Source organism: Sphingobacterium hotanense (assembly GCF_008274825.1).
In the GTDB taxonomy this organism is placed as follows: Bacteria; Bacteroidota; Bacteroidia; order Sphingobacteriales; family Sphingobacteriaceae; genus Sphingobacterium; species Sphingobacterium hotanense.
In genome coordinates, this window is the sequence record NZ_CP030848.1 from 2,488,811 (window position 1) to 2,505,356 (window position 16,546).

The window sequence follows — 16,546 nt, forward strand, 5'->3', positions numbered from 1 at the left end:
AGTTTTATTTTAAGTTTTCTTTCAAGAATAAAAGAGATTTTTGGCGTTCAATTTCAAGAATTTCATTGACTCTTTGATATTCAATTTTTTCTTCTAAAAGTGAATCGTTAAAATTATTAATGTCAGATACTAATCGATGCTCTAACTGAAAAAGTTTAAGCAGAGAGTAAAACCTTGAACCACCCCGCTCAAAGTTTACAATTGAAAGAAATGGTTTATTAAAGATTATCGAGAAAACTGTCCCATGAAAAGAATCAGTAATCACAAAATCAGCATAATAAAACGAAGCTAACCATTCTTCAAGTGACGGATATTTAAAATCCTCAAGCTTTGAATAGTCATATATCGGACCGCTTTCGATTGATCGAATGGGTTGCTTTCTAAATTGATCCTTTTTAATACGTCTACAAATATCTTCTATAAATCGGTTTTTTTCATCATTGCGATCCAAAACATAGCTGAACAAACCGCGATCTGCAAAATTCAAATCCTTAAACAATTCAATATAGCTGCTCGCCTTCAGTAATAACGTGGGGTCTAATACCCATGTTGATTCAACCTTCAAATGTTCTTTGCATAGAGTTACGCCAGATTCCTCACGCACGGAAATTGCATCGAATTTCTTCGAAAGTTCAATACATCTAAGTGTCTCCTCGTCCGTATACTCCCATTGCTCTGATCCAAAGCTTGTTGCATAAGCTAGTTTCCCTTTAGCGGAATCATCTTCAATAAAATCAAGAAAATAATTATAGATATTGGGAGAATACTTTGGTCTCCATGTTTGGTCACTTCCTACGACAATTCCAGAAAAATGTTGATTCTTAAAATATTGCTTCAAATCCGAAGTTGAGTACAGATTTCGAGATACAGCTAAATGCTCCCTAATAAATCGATAAGTCTCGGAGAAAACGTAAGCCGCCTCCTTTTTACTGAAAAGCTTTTTCTTTTTCCCAGTCAATAGTGACAATACTTGGTTTTTTCCTTTCGCTAATAGAGTTCTAAAGGCTCCCGCGTCCCGATGATATTCTCTGGATAGCGTTTCAACATTATATCCAAATCCCTTTAAAACAGATTGCAGCGCAAAGTTTTGAATCAAACCGCCATAGTTCGCCTTTAAAGGTTGAGTAAGAATCGCCAATTTCTTCATGGTTCTCTAATTAATAAAAAATAAATTCTCATCAACTGTCCTTCGCTTTGACAATGTTGTTCTGAATTCTTCGGTAGAAACACCAATCGGAATCAAACATATTATTTTCTCCGATTTAGGAAGATCTAGCACATCATAAATAGGAAGTTCTTCTTTGGTAGTTTTTGCCCAATTTGCTGGACAATTTGCAACGTGAAAATAATGTAACGCATATAGGAGGTTTAATAAATAAATTCCTCCATCAATGAACAGCTGATTCCGCTCACCTGTCGTATAGTAATATCTCCTGTCGTTAGTCAAAATAATTAATTGTCTAACGTTTCCCGTGTAGCCATTGAAACCGTCTTGAATCTTCAATACTTTATCTATTTTCGTTTTATCTTCAAGGATATAAACTTTGCTCGCTTGCCTATTGCATACCGAAGGAGCGTTATTTGCTAATTCAACAACTTGCTCTAAAATTCTTTTCTCAACAAGCTCTCCTGTGAAATTCCTAACGCTTTTTCGAGAATTGGAAAACTTTGAGAAATCACTTTTAATGTCTTTATAAAAATCCGAGCGATTCCAGTGTAGAACGCCCTCAAATTCTGGATTGTACAATTTTCCTAGAATCGATTTATAGGCTTCGTATTGTTGTTTGGAAAAAAGCGCTTCTATCTCATAACCGAGAAACGTCTGCAATTCATAATATTTACACATTACTTCATAGGCAACACGAATTTGTGAACGGTCTATATTATCGATGACATCGGGATCCGCTAATAGTTTATGCAGATTATTGATTCTGTATGCGCCATAGCCAGATTTCATTTTATTAAAAAGCATCCCCTTCTCAAGAGAATGGTAGTTTAAAATTAGATTAGCCTCTTTATTTAAAATATCGTTTTCATTAAATGCACTTGCGTATTGATGAAACTTCTCAGCATCATCTCGATAGTTTCTAAATAAATATCTTTTCTTCAGAATATTTTCCACATTCCTATTGTGCAATATAGGAGATAGAATTTTCCTGATTAAGTTTTTAATAGCGGACATGGCATAAATTAATTTGATCTCTGTAAAAACACTTTTTTAATAAACATCAAATACGCTCCTTTGGAGAACATTAAATTTCTCGTCAAATACAGAAATGCTTCTCCAATACGACCGTATTCAAGTCTAACATTCAAATACGATAACTTAAATTTCTTATACAAGGATTTCATCAATGTCGGTTCGATACGAAGATCGTATTCATTTAATATTTGAAGCTTCAATTCCAATATGTTATCCAATCGCTCCAAAGCTTGCGCATAACTTTTTTTGGAATGTGAATGTGAATTGCTTCGTACTAAGTAATTCACCAGATCCAACTTAAGAGTCGATAGATTACCAAAATAAAATAGGGGCAAATAAAGTTGAAAATTCTGCCCAACTCTACTTGGAATTATTCGATTATCCAAAACTTTCTTAATATTGGAAGCCTTAAAAAAATAACAAATGGGAGAAAACCAAAAGTTATTTTCGAGCAGACATTCTTCAAAAACGCGATCGTCAGAGAAGTTCGGTATATGGAACCCTAAATCATTTCCCAACTGATCTACATGTCGAGGATAGCATCGAATGATATCCACATCGGACATATTTATCGCATTCACAAAACTTGAAATCGCAGAATGGTCGTAGTAATAATCATCGCTATCTGGCCATGTTAGATATTCGCCGGAGTACTTTGTTAATCCCAAATTAATTGCAACGGCCTGCCCCATATTCTCTTGACGACAATAATATAATTTAAAGCCTCTTGCCTCAAATCGATTAAAATAGTCGTGTTCTTTTAGAAATTCCGCTAGCTCATCAACAGATCCATCGTCAACTAGTATCATTTCAATAGAAGGATAATCTTGGATAAGTACAGATTCCAACAACTTATCTAAAAAATTCCTGCTATTATAACATGGAGTAATAATTGAAACTAGATCTTTGACCATTTCTCCTTCAAATAATTTAAGCTTTTCTCCTTAATTCCTTTATCGAAAACAAAAAACCAAATCCACAACGCTGTAAAACATGACGAAAACAGAAAAGTAGAGATTATTGCAAAAAATCCTGTTCCCGTATAAGATTTAAGACCGATTAAAAGCAAATAGTTCAATACTGAGATAACTATGATGGGTAAAACGCAGTTCCTATAAAACGCAAGTACATCGAATTTTCTAACCTCACGTTTTAGGTAAAATGCATTTAAAAGGCCACCAATTAAAATGAACAGGAAATTTAAAATATACGGAAACTCAATTGCAAAATCCTTAGAAAATGCCCAATAGGACAAGGGAATTACAAAAAGATAAAGTGTTCCATTAATTATACTCGAATTCCTAACCTTGCCAGTCGCATGTATCCCCATTAATAAACATTGGGAAATGTTTGCTCCAAATATAAATAGTAAAAACCATTGAACAAATGCGACCGTATGTTCTGGAAGAATTCCTAACCAAAAGATTAATATACTATCCATTTCAACAATTAATGGAACGACAACCAGCGAAAGCAAAACCGAAGTGAATAGAACTGTTTTATTAATAACGTCTATCATTCCATCAATGTCCCCTGAAGCATAGCGCTTGATTACCTGAGGTTTCGACGCAAAAAGTATATTCGAAGAAAATTGATTTACTAGATTCTGAACTTGTGTAGCAATACCTATTCCGGCGTTTGCAACAACCCCAAAAAACATGTTTTGCAATATTGCAACTCCTGAAGTTCTCGCCGTTACTGCGAGGTTTCCATAAATATCCCAAGAAGAATAAGTAAATATCTTTTTTAATTCCTTATCGAAACAAATACTGAATCCTTCAACTTTAAATTTAGTCCTGGAATAGAAATAATAAATACCACTAATCCCCAAATTAACCACTAATGACAAGGCACCATACATGATTAAATTGCTGTATCCACTATAATTGAAATATAATAGGAAAACAACAAGTAAGTTTAATAATGAATTTACAACACTTACAATTGCGTAAATATTCATTTTTTCAAAAGAAATAATTAACGCATTGAACGGAGTAAATACGATTGTGAAAAAAAGATTTAAAACCGCAATGTGAAATACGATTTGGGCTTCAAAAAACTTAGCGTCTGGAATATTAATTTTATTGAAGATCCACCATAAACCAAGAGTTTCACAGAAGATTACGAGAACTAATGCGGTAATTATACTCGAGGTAACACAAAGTGAAAACGTTTTTTTAAGTTGAGTTATATCATTAAGGCCGATACTGAAAGAAAGAAATCTAGAATTTGCAGAAATAATGGTGTTGGCAATAAATGAAAAGGAAGCAATTACTCCTGCTACCAAATTGTAAATACCAAAATCCTCAATACCCAGCAACTGTAAAATAGCTCTAGAGGTATAAAAGCTAACCCCCATACTAATTAACATCCGGACAAACAAGAATGCACTATTCTTTGCTATACTAGCATTCGATCCCATTAACCTTAGATCTACTTCCCAAACTCTGCCTTCAACATTCTCCGCAATCCTTCCTCCAAAGAATACGGCGGAACAAACCCCGATCCCATTGCTTTCCTTGAATCATACTTCGTTATGGCACAAAACTTCTTCACTCGAACCGAACTAATATTCAACTTCTTCCTTGTCAAAAATGCAAGCACATCGAAACCATACCCCCCCATCATGCCTAGCCAATACGGAATACGCGTGGTCGGTATTTGTTTTCCAATAATCTCACCTGTATGAAACACCAGGTCATTGGTCGTGAAATCAGGCTTATCAACGTAATTATATATATTATATCCGGTCGTCATTTTCAAAAGCATAAATTGAATGAAAGCGATAATGTTCCCAACATATGACATAGACTTTTGATTATCGCCTTTGCCTATCATCATAAATTTACCATTCGCAATTTGGCTTAGCAAATTAAAAACGTTTCCACGGTTCCCTTCGCCAAATATGACAGTCGGACGAACAATGTTTATATTCCAATCCCGATGTCCTTTGCTCCACTCGTCCAATACCTGTTCTGCCTGCCACTTGCTTATTCCATAATGATTAAATGGATCTTTTGGAGAATCCTCAGAAGGATTTGGTTTGTCTAAACCATAAACGGCAACCGAACTTGTAAAAATAATACGTTTAATGCCATTGTGTTCCATCGCTGCCAATGTGTTGCGCATTCCCTGCACATTTACGTCATAGTACAAGGATGTGGGTGTAACGTCATCTCTATGCTCAGCCGCCAGTAAAATCACGACTTCGAAGCCCGCAAGCTCGCCTTTTAAAGCTTCTGCATCCAAAACATTGGCAATCGTAGTGATCCCCGAATGAGTTTTACTATGCTGTTTGTCGATATTTTTGACATGAAGTTCCCTAGACTGTTGCAGCAATGAAATTAGCTGCGTACCTACGAATCCCGACCCACCGATAATGGCTATGTTCATTTTGTTCTATAATAAATTAATATACAACTGCACCTTTGCGATTACTTTACGCCTCTCCAATCGATTAAACAACACGTGAAAGCCTATCCACAACAGAATGTCTAATACGATTACAACATTATTGCTGATATACTCAACCATAACAATATTGAAAACACTAAAGAATAAGGCCAAGCATATAATGAAAATCATTGCAGTTCTATGGGTCATCCCCGCACGCAAAAATTTGTGATGCAAATGATTCCGATCAGGTTTAAAAATAGGATGTCCCAATTTCCAACGTACTAGCATAACTCTTGCTACGTCAAATACAGGGATGATTAAAGTTGAAAAAGCAACCACGATCGCACCCTCGGAGAACGGCCTAATGAACTCATTATTCATGGCAAAACTGATCGCCATAAATGCGACGGAAAAGCCTAGAGTCATACTTCCCGTATCCCCCATAAATATTTGGCGACGACGCTTTTTCGTGCCAAATACATTATAATAGAAAAATGGAATTAATACGCCTAATGTGATAAAAGCAAATAATGCGTGCACCCAAGCTCCATAATAAATAAACAACGTTCCAAGTACTAGACAACTTACGCAAACTAACCCTGAACAAAGTCCATCAAGGCCATCTATCAAATTGATTGCGTTAATAATTAACACAATGACAAATACCGTTAAAGGCATTCCAATCCAAAATGGAATCTTCACAATAAAACCAAGCCCATACAAATCATTTATCCATAAACCCGAAAGGGGCAACAGCGAGGCAACTAAAATTTGTGTGATAAACTTCCATTTATAATCAATCCCTATTAAATCATCCCCAATACCAACCATTGACAGTATTACCAAACCACAAATCAGCATCATAAAATGTGATAAAAATGCCCATGACTGTACATCAATGCTAACTAAACTTGTTTTAAAAACCAATGTCATAGTAATCACGAGCAGCAGGCATTGAATTGGAGCAAAGGAAACGCCTCCTAGACGAGGGATAATACGGTGATGGATTTTGCGAGAATCAATCGGATCAAAGAGTCGCTTCTTATAGGTTACCAGCATGATAAAAGGAATAAATGCCCTGTTCACCACAATGGCTAGTATAAAAGGAATAAAAACAACTAATAACTCCAAAATAATCTATTTAATTTTAATAGTCTCTTGGGAAATGTCGACGAAGACTACTAATCTCAAGAGAACAAATGGAAAAACAGACTGCAATAAAATCTAAAGAAATCGCCTTTTTAAAATTTTGCTGATGTGATATTTCCCATAAGTGACACAAAAATACGCTTTCAATCAGCGTACACTTAGTGAATGGCTGGGCAAAAATATATTTGTAGCAAACAACCGACAGATTAGGGAAATCCGCCATGCAACTAAAGAAAAGCTAACTTATTTAGGGTCGAGGCTGCCTCGCGCACTATTCAAAAGTAATCTCAGCAGTAAAATTCATATTGATTAAATATAAAGTTAATGTAAAAATTTCAACCTTCTTTTAATGAAGAGAACTTATTCACTTCCGTAAATATACATATATTATCCTAGTTGGTAAAATTTTTAAGCTGAATATTATTTAGCAAGAAATTGAGAATACAGCAGCGAGAAAACAATCACTCATATTGTGAATAAAAGCAAAAGTTACAAGTAAATTGTTTGCAACAGATGTAGAATAGTAATAGACCGAACAGACGTTCAAACTCTTTAAAAACCTACTAACCAACCCCTTAATCCACCCCAAAACATCAACTGTCAAGCAACTATTTCTACAAATAAAAAATAAATTGAAAATATAAAAATCCGCATTTACTATTTTTGCCCTCAATTGTAAATAAAAACACAACGAAAATGAATCTACTAAAACTCGTAAGCCTATCATTTGCGACTGTATTTACGTTAAATGCTTCTGCACAAGAAGCAACAGTACCCGCAGCTGATACCACTAAAACTTGGACAATTAAAGGTGAAAACGCCTTTCTAATCAACCAGAGCTCCTTTTCTAATTGGGCAGCCGGCGGTATCAACTCGCTTGCAGGAAATCTAATCTTCAACTACGATTTTAACTATAAAAAAGATAAATGGTCTTGGGACAACAAAGTCTTAGCGGCCTATGGACAAACTTTCCAGAAGGAAACAGATTGGCGCAAAAACGATGACCGCTTCGCTATCAATAGCCTTTTAGGATACCAAGCTGCCGAGAAATGGTTATACACGTTTTTCTTAAACTTCAATACACAGTTTGCAAACGGATATGAATACGACGGCAAAAATATCGTCGACACGATCTCCAAATCCTTCGCACCAGCCTACCTAAGTTTCGGACCGGGTATCGCTTACAAAGCTTCTGACAACTTCCGCGTCAACCTCTCTCCTGCCGCTGCTCGTTTTATTATTGTCGGTGATAAGAGCCTACGTCCGCTTTACTCTGTCGATGTAGATAAATGGTCAAGAAATGAGTTCGGTGCTTCGCTTGACGCTTACTATAAAGTCAAGTTGATGGAAAACATCGCGCTAGAAAACATATTAAAACTATATTCTAACTACTTACAGGATCCTCAGAATGTCGATGTGGATTATACGGCGAACCTTTCGATGCAAGTCAATAAACTAATTTCAGTAAATGCAGCTGCCCAATTAATTTACGACGATAACATTGACGTGCCAAAAAGTGACGGAACTAAAGGCCCAGGTCTTCAAGTACGTCAAGTTTTAGGCGCTGGAGTAACTTATAAATTTTAGAATCTACTCAACAGCGTACGGTAATTACATCTATAAAATCGAAAAGCTGTGTCTAATCCTAAATCCCTACAATAAAGGAAGAGCGATTTCGACACAGCTTTCCTATTTAAAACTCTTATTTACTTTTATAGAGATGGTTTAATAATGCGAAACAAATAATAAAGCTAGCTATAAAGCCAATCCAGGATAAAACAGGGATTCCCCAAAGTAGATATCCCACTCGCCCGTGCGCCAAGATACTAGCGCCGACTCCAAAGGTCATAGCAAGAATAGACAGCAAAAACTTATTCCCCATGCGATGAAGAATCAGCTGAAGATTATCAAAATCCTGCATCTTGTGGTTTAAAGTCACCTTATCATTCTTCACTTTATCCAATAGTTCCAAAAGATCCACCGGAACTTCCGTTAACACATCCTTTGCAAACTTAGCTTTCTCTTTTAGCTGCTGGATCAGATAATCCGCAGACAATTTATCCTGCGCTATCTTTTTCGCAAAGGGCTCAATACTCTCCGGAACATTAAGGTCCGCGTCTAGTTGTCTACCTGTACCTTCTAAGATGGAAACGCCACGTAGTAAGATATAAACAAAATCAGGAAGCAATATGTGGTTGCTCTGTAAAACAATATTCAGCTTTTGCAACATGACAGAGATATCAATATCATCCAACGCATTCTGCTTAATCATCTCGAATATCTCATAAGCATCCCTTTCGAGCCTTCGTTCGTCTTCAATATGATGAATTACAGCAAGCTTTTTAATATTTTTAATTAAACTCTTAGCATCGTTTGCCAGAAAATCGAGCACCATCGCTTCGATGATATTGCGATCCTCCGGAATCATAAATCCCATCGCACCGAAATCAAGGAACACAACTTGCCCCCTTCGATTAATCAATACATTCCCTGGATGCGGGTCCGCATGGAAGAAGCCATGCATCAATACCTGCTCTAAATAAAGATCCAATACATTTTGCAGAACAGACTTTGTGTACAATCCATAAGAATGGAACCCTTCTAAATCGTTCACCTTGACCCCATCGATAAACTCCAGACAGAGGATACGGTCAGTACTGTATTTCCGATGCACTTTCGGCACATATACATCCTTATTTCCGGCAAAATTCCTTCTAAATCGTTCAATGTTGTTCAGTTCATTCGTGAATGACAGCTCATTCAACAAGGAACTTTCAAATGAAAGTACGATCTGATATAGGTTCATCTTGTAGATCACTTCATACTTCCGCTGCAAAAGCTGCACTAGATCTTTAATAAAATCTAAATCCGCACGAATAATCTCATCAATACCTGCTCGCTTAACTTTCAACACCACATCCTGCCCATTGATGAGCCTTGCTTTATAAACCTGAGCAATTGAAGCTGACGCGATAGGTTTCAACTCTAATTCTGAAAAGTGAGCGTCAACATCAATCTCCAATTCCTCTTCCAAGACCGCACGCAAATCAATCTCACTCAACATCACATCATCCTGAAGCTTGATAAGCTCTTCCTGCAAATCCTTAGGGATTATGTCAGGACGATTACTCAGCAGTTGCCCTAACTTAATAAATGTTGGCCCTAATTCCTCAATTGCACTGCGAATACGCGTGTTAAAATCATCTTCGAAGATTTTGCGAGCATGATTATTCCAAAAAAGAAAGCTATCGGGAAGGATACGATCCAAATTAGACCTTGATATAATCTCATCGAATCCATGTTTTGACAAAATCTTCAAAATTTGTCCCACTCTCTTAATTTTCTGAAAACCGTTAAATTGCATCGAAATTCAATTTTTATCAAGTTACTAAATATCTATAGGACAAATTCTATTCCTAAGTTGTTTTCTTGTCAAAATCTCTTTCGCTGATTTAAAGTTTGATTATCTTAGAAATCATATAATTTTAAACACTACGATTAAATAGACCCACCATGTCCATAATAGAGAAATTAGCTAGTCAACAAGGATTAAAGGATGAAAGTGCAAATATTAATCTGGCCATTGAGATAGTGAAATCGGGCGATGAAATAGGCTTGCGAGAACTCATACAAGGGTTAGACGACAAAAGAATACAAAATGATTGTATAAAAACAATATATGAGATTGGAGAGCGCAACGGTAAACTCCTCGTTCCTTTCCTATCCGTGTTTATAGATTTGCTAAGCAGCAAAAACAATAGATTGCAATGGGGAGCAATGTGCGCTATCAATAGCGTAACTTTGCACATCCCCACCGAAGTATTTGCTTCCATCAGTCGTTTGGAAGAAGCTGCAAACAAAGGATCGGTAATTACTAGAGACAATTTCGTGAAGATTTTAACGAAATTAATGGGAAATTCTGAGCATCAGGAAATGGCTTTTAGAAAATTGTCCCAACAGTTAAACAACGCGCCAGCCAATCAATTTCCGATGTATGCGGAAGAGATAATGACAACGATCCCAAAAGAGCATGTGGCGGAATTTAGAAAAATACTGGAAAGCCGAATGGACGATCTCCCCAAAGAAAGCCAAAAAAAGCGGATTGATAAAGTACTAAAAAAACTGAAATAAGCCGATTTTCATTTTAACCTTACTATCGTATCCATTTTGTTATAATTATTCGGAATTAGACCAACATTAGCAAAACCATTGCTAAACCTTAATTATGAAGCCTTTAGGGATACAAGCGCGAGCCTAAACAAGAAAACATCAGGAAATTACTTTAAAAACAATTAGTAATTAGTTAAATATTATCATATCTTAACAATCTCAATTAAAATATTGAATAATGTCTGTTCACTATTTTAAAAAGAAAAGTATTGATATTATGGTTTTTATTAAAGATTAAATAAAGACCGAAGAAAAAGGAAGGGTTGTTTCCAAATCAAAAAACAACAACGTTCTGATAATTTTATGACAAACTATCTCCCGATTTTGTGATTTATTAACATAGGTCAATGTATGGTATCTTAATAAATGAAATATTTGCAATAACATTTAGGAAGTAATATTAATAAATAGATTTATGAAAACAATTTTAACATTCGTTGCCTCATTACTTTTCATCACTAATGCGGCGTTTGCACAAGTAAAATGGTCGGTGGACCCGGCACACACTAATGCGAGATTTGAAGTAAAACACCTGGGTATAGCATTCGTCGATGGTTCGTTCAATACGCTCTCAGGAGCAGCTGAAACAAGCGATAGTAGCAATTTCAACCAAGCGAAAATCTCGTTCGAAATTGATGTAAACAGCATTGATACCCGCGTAGACGCTAGAGATGAGCACTTAAAAAGCGACGACTTTTTCAATGCTGCGCAATATCCGAAAATGACGTTAACAAATGGCGTCTTGACAAAAGGTAAAAAAGGTCAATTCGTGTTAAAAGGAGACTTGACAATTCGTGACGTAACGAAACCTGTAGAATTTCAAGTAACACAAAACAACGGAATTATCACCGATCCATGGGGAAAAACACGTGCTGGCTTTACAGCAACAACAACCATAAACCGTATGGATTATAATATAAAATACAATGACAAGTTACCTTCAGGCGTACAAGCTGTAGCCTCTGACGTGAAAATCATTGTAAATACTGAATTAGTAAAGAACTAAGTGTACATATACCTAGAAGTAGCCTAGTGCTACTTAATAATGGAATTCCACACTAATTTCCATTATGCACAAATTAGAGGCTACCATCAAAAATGGATAGCCTCTTTTTCTGAAAGTGTAAGTTTTCAATGGCCATCAAGAACTTTCATGCCTGTTGGTGTTTCAATGGAAACATGAAAGTTTTTTCTGAAAGGGTCTGTTTTCAATGGCCATCAAGAACTTTCATTCCTGTTGGTGTTTCAAAGAAACATGAAAGTTTTATTAATATTATTCTTCGATATCATAGGTCCATGCCGCTAAGCGATCCTGAAACACTCTGGAAATCTTGTTAAAGTAACGCTTTTGCTTGTAACCCATAACCCATTGTATTCCTTGAGTGGCATTTGTGCAGAATATCTCGTCCGCCACTTTCATGATATCAGGCTTAATCTCGGCCTCTACCACTTCAATGCCTTCAGATAGCGCGATATCCATTACGACGCGACGCATCACACCGGCAATGCAGCCTTCGGTCAGCGCGGGAGTATATAATACCTTATTATAATAAATGAATATATTGGACGTCAAAGCTTCACAGAGATTGCCTTCCTGATTCAGGATAAATACTTCGTCGAATGCGTGTTTCTTCCGAAAATTACCAGCCATTACATAAACCAAAGCATTATTCGACTTCAATTTAGATAGCTCACTATAAGGCTTTTTGAAATCCGTATATAAATCAACGATTAAGCCCAACTTCTTATCGCGCAGAATGTCCTGTTTCCTTTCCACCTGTAATACGTAGCCTGCTTTATTCGACTCCGGACCATAAGTTCCGGCACCCATTCTAAAAACGATCAAACGAACGCGAAGCGTCTGCCCCATCATGTTATTCTTTCGAATCAGCTCTTCCGTCTTGTTGCGAACAAAAAAGGTATCAAATACACCTGTATCTTCAAATTGCAGTAGAGACAAGCCCTCTTGTAAGCGCTCAATATGGAAGTCTAAAAAGCGTATATCGCCATCTTTCCATAACATCGTCTCAAACAATCCATCACCGTATCGAAAAGCGCGGTTGTCAACGCTTAATACAGCCATATCCTCCGGCACTAAACTGCCATTAAAGTTTATATATTGTATTGGCATAAATCTTCTATTCTATCTGTTTTATCTAGTCTTGTGTGTTTGTACTATAATTTTCCCATTTCTCTAATGCTAAACGGAAATCCTCTGGTATTGGTACCTCAAATTGTAAAAATTGTTTTGATTTAGGATGCTCAAATCCTAAACTCTTCGCATGTAGCGCTTGGCGAGGCAATAGTGCGAAACAATTTTCCACAAATTGTTTGTATTTGGTAAAAGTAGTCCCCTTTAAAATCTTATGCCCTCCGTAAGATTCATCATTGAACAAGGGATGTCCGATGGACTTCATGTGTGCTCGGATTTGATGTGTACGACCGGTTTCCAATTGACATTCAATCAACGTCACATATCCCAAACGCTTCAGCACCTTATAGTGCGTTACAGACCATTTCCCTTTTTCAGGATCATCATACATATCCATAATACGACGGTCCTTCATATTTCGGCCGATATACCCCCTCACAGTGCCGTCTTCTTTTAAATCGCCCCATACTAAAGCCACGTATTTACGAGCAATAGAATGGTCAAAAAACTGCTTAGCTAAATAGGTCATTGCCCATTCACTTTTTGCTATAACGAGCAAACCCGAAGTGTCTTTATCAATACGATGGACCAACCCGGGTCGACCCGTATTTCCCGGCAATGTCGGTAACTGATTTAAATGGAATGTCAATGCATTGACCAATGTACCTGAGTAATTATTAAAACCTGGATGAACGACCATACCCGCCTCTTTATTAACCATTAACACATCGTCATCTTCATAGATAATATCCAACGGAATATCCTCCGGATAAACTTCCGTATCTCTTGGCGGATCAGGAAGAACGATCGTGATCAGATCCAACGGCTTAACCTTATAACTCGCTTTGACAACCTTCTCATTCACCAAAACGGAACCCGAATCAATTGCATTTTGAATACGGTTACGCGACGTATTCTCCACACGATTCATCAAGAATTTATCTAAGCGTAAAGGTGCCTGCCCCTTGTCAGCCACGATGCGTAAATGCTCGAAAAGCTCTTGTTCGTCCTGTTCTAAATCTAAATCTTCCGTCATAGCCACAAAAGTAATGTTTTTCACCTGATGTACATAAGCGACATAATTTTAAGCTTAACATATCCTTCAAATAGATTAATCCTTAACTTTACAACATGCCGATAGATTTCCCAATATACAGCCCGGTTCAACGAATCCTCCACCCACTTTTCACGCATCATGAAGTTGAAGTTTTTATAAAAAGGGATGACATGATACATCCCTTCATTTCTGGCAATAAATGGCGAAAACTAAAACTTCACATAGAAAAAATAAAAGCTCTAAGCATCAAGACATTGGTGACTTTCGGTGGTGCCTGGTCCAATCACCTATTAGCAACTGCCGCGGCGGGTGCCCAATTTCAACTTGCAACGCACGCATTCGTTCGCGGTGAAGAAATAAACAATCCTGTCCTTGCTTTATGCAAGCTATTTGGAATGCAACTTCATTTTGTTGATCGCAGTGCATATAAAGACAAAAAAGCGCTCTTCAATGCAAATTTTAATGAAAATAACGCTTTGTTTATCGACGAGGGAGGCCGAAGCGAAGAAGGAGCAGTAGGTTGCGAATCCATCATTGAAGAACTGGAGGATACATTTACAGATATATTTGTTGCAGCCGGCACCGGAACGACGGCAGCGGGCATTCTGAAAGCACTAAATACAAAAGGTTTAAATTCAACACTACATTGCATCCCCGTATTGAAGGGCGGAGATTTCATTAAGCAGGATATATTAGACTGGGGAATAGACATTGACAATTTAACGTTGCATACGGAATACCATTTCGGAGGTTATGCAAAAACGAATCCTGAACTATTGCAGTTCATAAAAGACTTCGTCGCCGATACGGGAATTATGATCGAACCCACTTATACCGGAAAGATGATGTATGCGCTGTTTGACCATATCAAAACCGGAAAAATTCAAGCTGAAAGTAAAATATTAGCAATTCATACCGGCGGACTTACTGGATTTCTAGGAATGTATGAAAAATTCGATAATTTAGCGCCTGTAAACACGCTAACAAAAACAATTAAATAATGCAATTGTTATCTTGAAAAGCGCTGACGAATAAAGCTTTAAACCACGAAAATCTGCTATGCGCGTATTCCTAATCACCTGCTTCCTCATTTTTATTTCCCTAACGACGAACGCCCAACAGATTGAAATTCAAGATACCATAAGCAATAAGGAACAAAAAGATACCGTCCGCAACACCGAGGAGCTCTACGATATTGTGGATCTGTTCAAAGATATTATTCCTTCGAAAAAACCTAAGGATCAAAAACCAAAGAAAAGATCACCGATTTCTTATTTGCCAAACATTAACTACAACCCATCTATTGGGGCACAGATTGGCGTTAAAGCCGTTGGCGGAAAAGTCCTAGGAAACCAACCAAATACCCAAATGTCGATTGCTGCGGCAGCACTTAGCTATACGACAAGAGGAATTATAGTTGGCTATCTAATTCATGATATTTATACGCCATCTAACAAATGGAATATTAAAGGAAATGTCATGGTCGCTAAAGCTGTAGGTCTTGATTATGGTTTAGGAATGGGAACAGCGCTCGACAACCCGACTGAAGAAGAATTGATAATCAATAATCCCGACAGACAGCGATTCGTCAATAAGTTCACTGCCTACACGATCAATGAACGTATCTACAAACAATTATTCCCCGGTGCATTTGTTGGTGCCGGCGTTTTCTTTGAACTAAAAAGAGGATTGGAAACAATCGGCAGCGCTGAGAACATGTCGCCTACTGAAATATATAGCCGCTGGAACAATTTTAACCCTGTAGATATAAATAATAACGGTTTAATGCTCAATATGCAGTACACCACACGTGACAATCCTAATAGCGCACATAAAGGCATGTATGTGGATGTTGTATTGCGCATGAACCAAGAATGGATGGGCAGCGAGCATAATGCCTATCAATTGCAGACAGATTTCCGTAAATATTGGCAATTGTCGTCTAGCAGACCCAATCATGTCTTAGCTTTCTGGAATTTCGGATCTTATAAACTCGGTGGAAAACTTCCTTATGTAGATCTCCCTGGAACAAGCAAAGATCCCTACGCTAGAAGCGGGCGCGGCTATACAATGGGTTATTTCAAGGGACTTTCCTATTTCTACTCCGAATTAGAGTATCGATATCCTATTTTACGAAATCAATTCCTGAGTGGCGTTGTCTTTGCCAATGTACAAAGCACGAATGACCAGATGGGAACAAAATTATTCCAACAGTGGCAGCCGGCAGCAGGTGCAGGTCTTCGTCTGTTATTTAACAAAGCAACCCGCACAAACTTATGCATCGACTATGCTTTCGGTAAATTTGGACAAAGAGGCCTCTTCTTAGGCTTGAATGATGCTTTCTAACTCATAGAAACCGCTATTTTATTCGTGTCCGGATTCCAAATCCTCACTTATTTTCGGTATTTTGCGAGCAAAT

14 protein-coding genes are annotated in these 16,546 nt (G+C 37.3%); 5 read left to right on the forward strand and 9 right to left on the reverse strand.

Annotation, left to right across the window (positions count from 1 at the left end):
• Positions 1–4: 4 nt before the first annotated feature.
• The 6 genes from DSM08_RS10405 to DSM08_RS10430 all read right to left on the reverse strand — a co-directional run bounded on the left by DSM08_RS10405 (position 5) and on the right by DSM08_RS10430 (position 6,730).
• Positions 5–1,147, reverse strand: coding sequence for a polysaccharide pyruvyl transferase family protein (locus DSM08_RS10405; RefSeq protein WP_149526090.1), 1,143 nt, complete (start codon positions 1,145–1,147; stop codon positions 5–7).
• A 6-nt stretch (positions 1,148–1,153) separates the two neighbouring features.
• Positions 1,154–2,122, reverse strand: a complete 969-nt coding sequence (locus DSM08_RS10410) for a nitroreductase family protein (protein ID WP_187773840.1) — start codon at positions 2,120–2,122, stop codon at positions 1,154–1,156.
• Positions 2,123–2,190: 68 nt separating this feature from the next.
• Positions 2,191–3,117: a glycosyltransferase family 2 protein gene (locus DSM08_RS10415; RefSeq protein WP_149526092.1), complete on the reverse strand. Its 927-nt coding sequence runs from the start codon at positions 3,115–3,117 to the stop codon at positions 2,191–2,193.
• Positions 3,102–4,625, reverse strand: a complete 1,524-nt coding sequence (locus DSM08_RS10420) for an MATE family efflux transporter (protein ID WP_149526093.1) — start codon at positions 4,623–4,625, stop codon at positions 3,102–3,104. The genes DSM08_RS10415 and DSM08_RS10420 overlap by 16 nt, the downstream gene beginning before the upstream one ends.
• Before the next feature lie 11 nt (positions 4,626–4,636).
• Positions 4,637–5,596: an NAD-dependent epimerase/dehydratase family protein gene (locus tag DSM08_RS10425; RefSeq protein ID WP_149526094.1), complete on the reverse strand. Its 960-nt coding sequence runs from the start codon at positions 5,594–5,596 to the stop codon at positions 4,637–4,639.
• A 6-nt stretch (positions 5,597–5,602) separates the two neighbouring features.
• A complete protein-coding gene (locus tag DSM08_RS10430) occupies positions 5,603–6,730 on the reverse strand; it encodes an MraY family glycosyltransferase (RefSeq protein ID WP_149526095.1) in 1,128 nt (375 codons plus the stop codon).
• A gap of 714 nt (positions 6,731–7,444) precedes the next feature.
• Between DSM08_RS10430 and DSM08_RS10435 the strand changes: the two genes are divergently transcribed.
• Positions 7,445–8,335 (forward strand): DUF3078 domain-containing protein, encoded by an 891-nt coding sequence (locus tag DSM08_RS10435; protein ID WP_149526096.1) that lies wholly within the window; start codon positions 7,445–7,447, stop codon positions 8,333–8,335.
• 115 nt (positions 8,336–8,450) lie between these two features.
• On the opposite strand, the gene DSM08_RS10440 is transcribed toward DSM08_RS10435, so the two are convergent.
• The gene (locus DSM08_RS10440; protein WP_246172217.1) at positions 8,451–10,067 is read right to left on the reverse strand and encodes an ABC1 kinase family protein; all 1,617 of its coding nucleotides are present in this window, start codon (positions 10,065–10,067) and stop codon (positions 8,451–8,453) included.
• 194 nt (positions 10,068–10,261) lie between these two features.
• Between DSM08_RS10440 and DSM08_RS10445 the strand changes: the two genes are divergently transcribed.
• On the forward strand, positions 10,262–10,879 hold the full coding sequence (locus tag DSM08_RS10445) for a hypothetical protein (protein WP_149526098.1): 618 nt from the start codon (positions 10,262–10,264) through the stop codon (positions 10,877–10,879).
• 454 nt (positions 10,880–11,333) lie between these two features.
• Positions 11,334–11,924: a YceI family protein gene (locus DSM08_RS10450; protein ID WP_149526099.1), complete on the forward strand. Its 591-nt coding sequence runs from the start codon at positions 11,334–11,336 to the stop codon at positions 11,922–11,924.
• 267 nt (positions 11,925–12,191) lie between these two features.
• Here the strand turns inward: DSM08_RS10450 and DSM08_RS10455 are convergent, their stop codons facing one another.
• Positions 12,192–13,049, reverse strand: coding sequence for an aminotransferase class IV (locus tag DSM08_RS10455; RefSeq protein ID WP_149526100.1), 858 nt, complete (start codon positions 13,047–13,049; stop codon positions 12,192–12,194).
• A gap of 25 nt (positions 13,050–13,074) precedes the next feature.
• A complete protein-coding gene (locus DSM08_RS10460) occupies positions 13,075–14,106 on the reverse strand; it encodes an RluA family pseudouridine synthase (protein WP_149526101.1) in 1,032 nt (343 codons plus the stop codon).
• Positions 14,107–14,201: 95 nt separating this feature from the next.
• On the opposite strand from DSM08_RS10460, the gene DSM08_RS10465 reads away from it, so the two are divergent.
• Positions 14,202–15,128 (forward strand): 1-aminocyclopropane-1-carboxylate deaminase/D-cysteine desulfhydrase, encoded by a 927-nt coding sequence (locus DSM08_RS10465; RefSeq protein ID WP_149526102.1) that lies wholly within the window; start codon positions 14,202–14,204, stop codon positions 15,126–15,128.
• Positions 15,129–15,186: 58 nt separating this feature from the next.
• Complete coding sequence (locus DSM08_RS10470) at positions 15,187–16,473, forward strand: BamA/TamA family outer membrane protein (protein WP_149526103.1); 1,287 nt, start codon at positions 15,187–15,189, stop codon at positions 16,471–16,473.
• Positions 16,474–16,546: the final 73 nt, after the last annotated feature.

Bases quoted from the DNA above. Each gene is read 5' to 3' on its own strand.
- DSM08_RS10445 (WP_149526098.1), top strand. From the start codon at position 10,262: ATGTCCATAATAGAGAAATTAGCTAGTCAACAAGGATTAAAGGATGAA.
- DSM08_RS10465 (WP_149526102.1), top strand. From the start codon at position 14,202: ATGCCGATAGATTTCCCAATATACAGCCCGGTTCAACGAATCCTCCAC.
- DSM08_RS10420 (WP_149526093.1), bottom strand. From the start codon at position 4,625: ATGGGATCGAATGCTAGTATAGCAAAGAATAGTGCATTCTTGTTTGTC.
- DSM08_RS10435 (WP_149526096.1), top strand. From the start codon at position 7,445: ATGAATCTACTAAAACTCGTAAGCCTATCATTTGCGACTGTATTTACG.
- DSM08_RS10470 (WP_149526103.1), top strand. From the start codon at position 15,187: ATGCGCGTATTCCTAATCACCTGCTTCCTCATTTTTATTTCCCTAACG.
- DSM08_RS10450 (WP_149526099.1), top strand. From the start codon at position 11,334: ATGAAAACAATTTTAACATTCGTTGCCTCATTACTTTTCATCACTAAT.
- DSM08_RS10455 (WP_149526100.1), bottom strand. From the start codon at position 13,049: ATGCCAATACAATATATAAACTTTAATGGCAGTTTAGTGCCGGAGGAT.
- DSM08_RS10460 (WP_149526101.1), bottom strand. From the start codon at position 14,106: ATGACGGAAGATTTAGATTTAGAACAGGACGAACAAGAGCTTTTCGAG.
- DSM08_RS10415 (WP_149526092.1), bottom strand. From the start codon at position 3,117: ATGGTCAAAGATCTAGTTTCAATTATTACTCCATGTTATAATAGCAGG.
- DSM08_RS10405 (WP_149526090.1), bottom strand. From the start codon at position 1,147: ATGAAGAAATTGGCGATTCTTACTCAACCTTTAAAGGCGAACTATGGC.
- DSM08_RS10425 (WP_149526094.1), bottom strand. From the start codon at position 5,596: ATGAACATAGCCATTATCGGTGGGTCGGGATTCGTAGGTACGCAGCTA.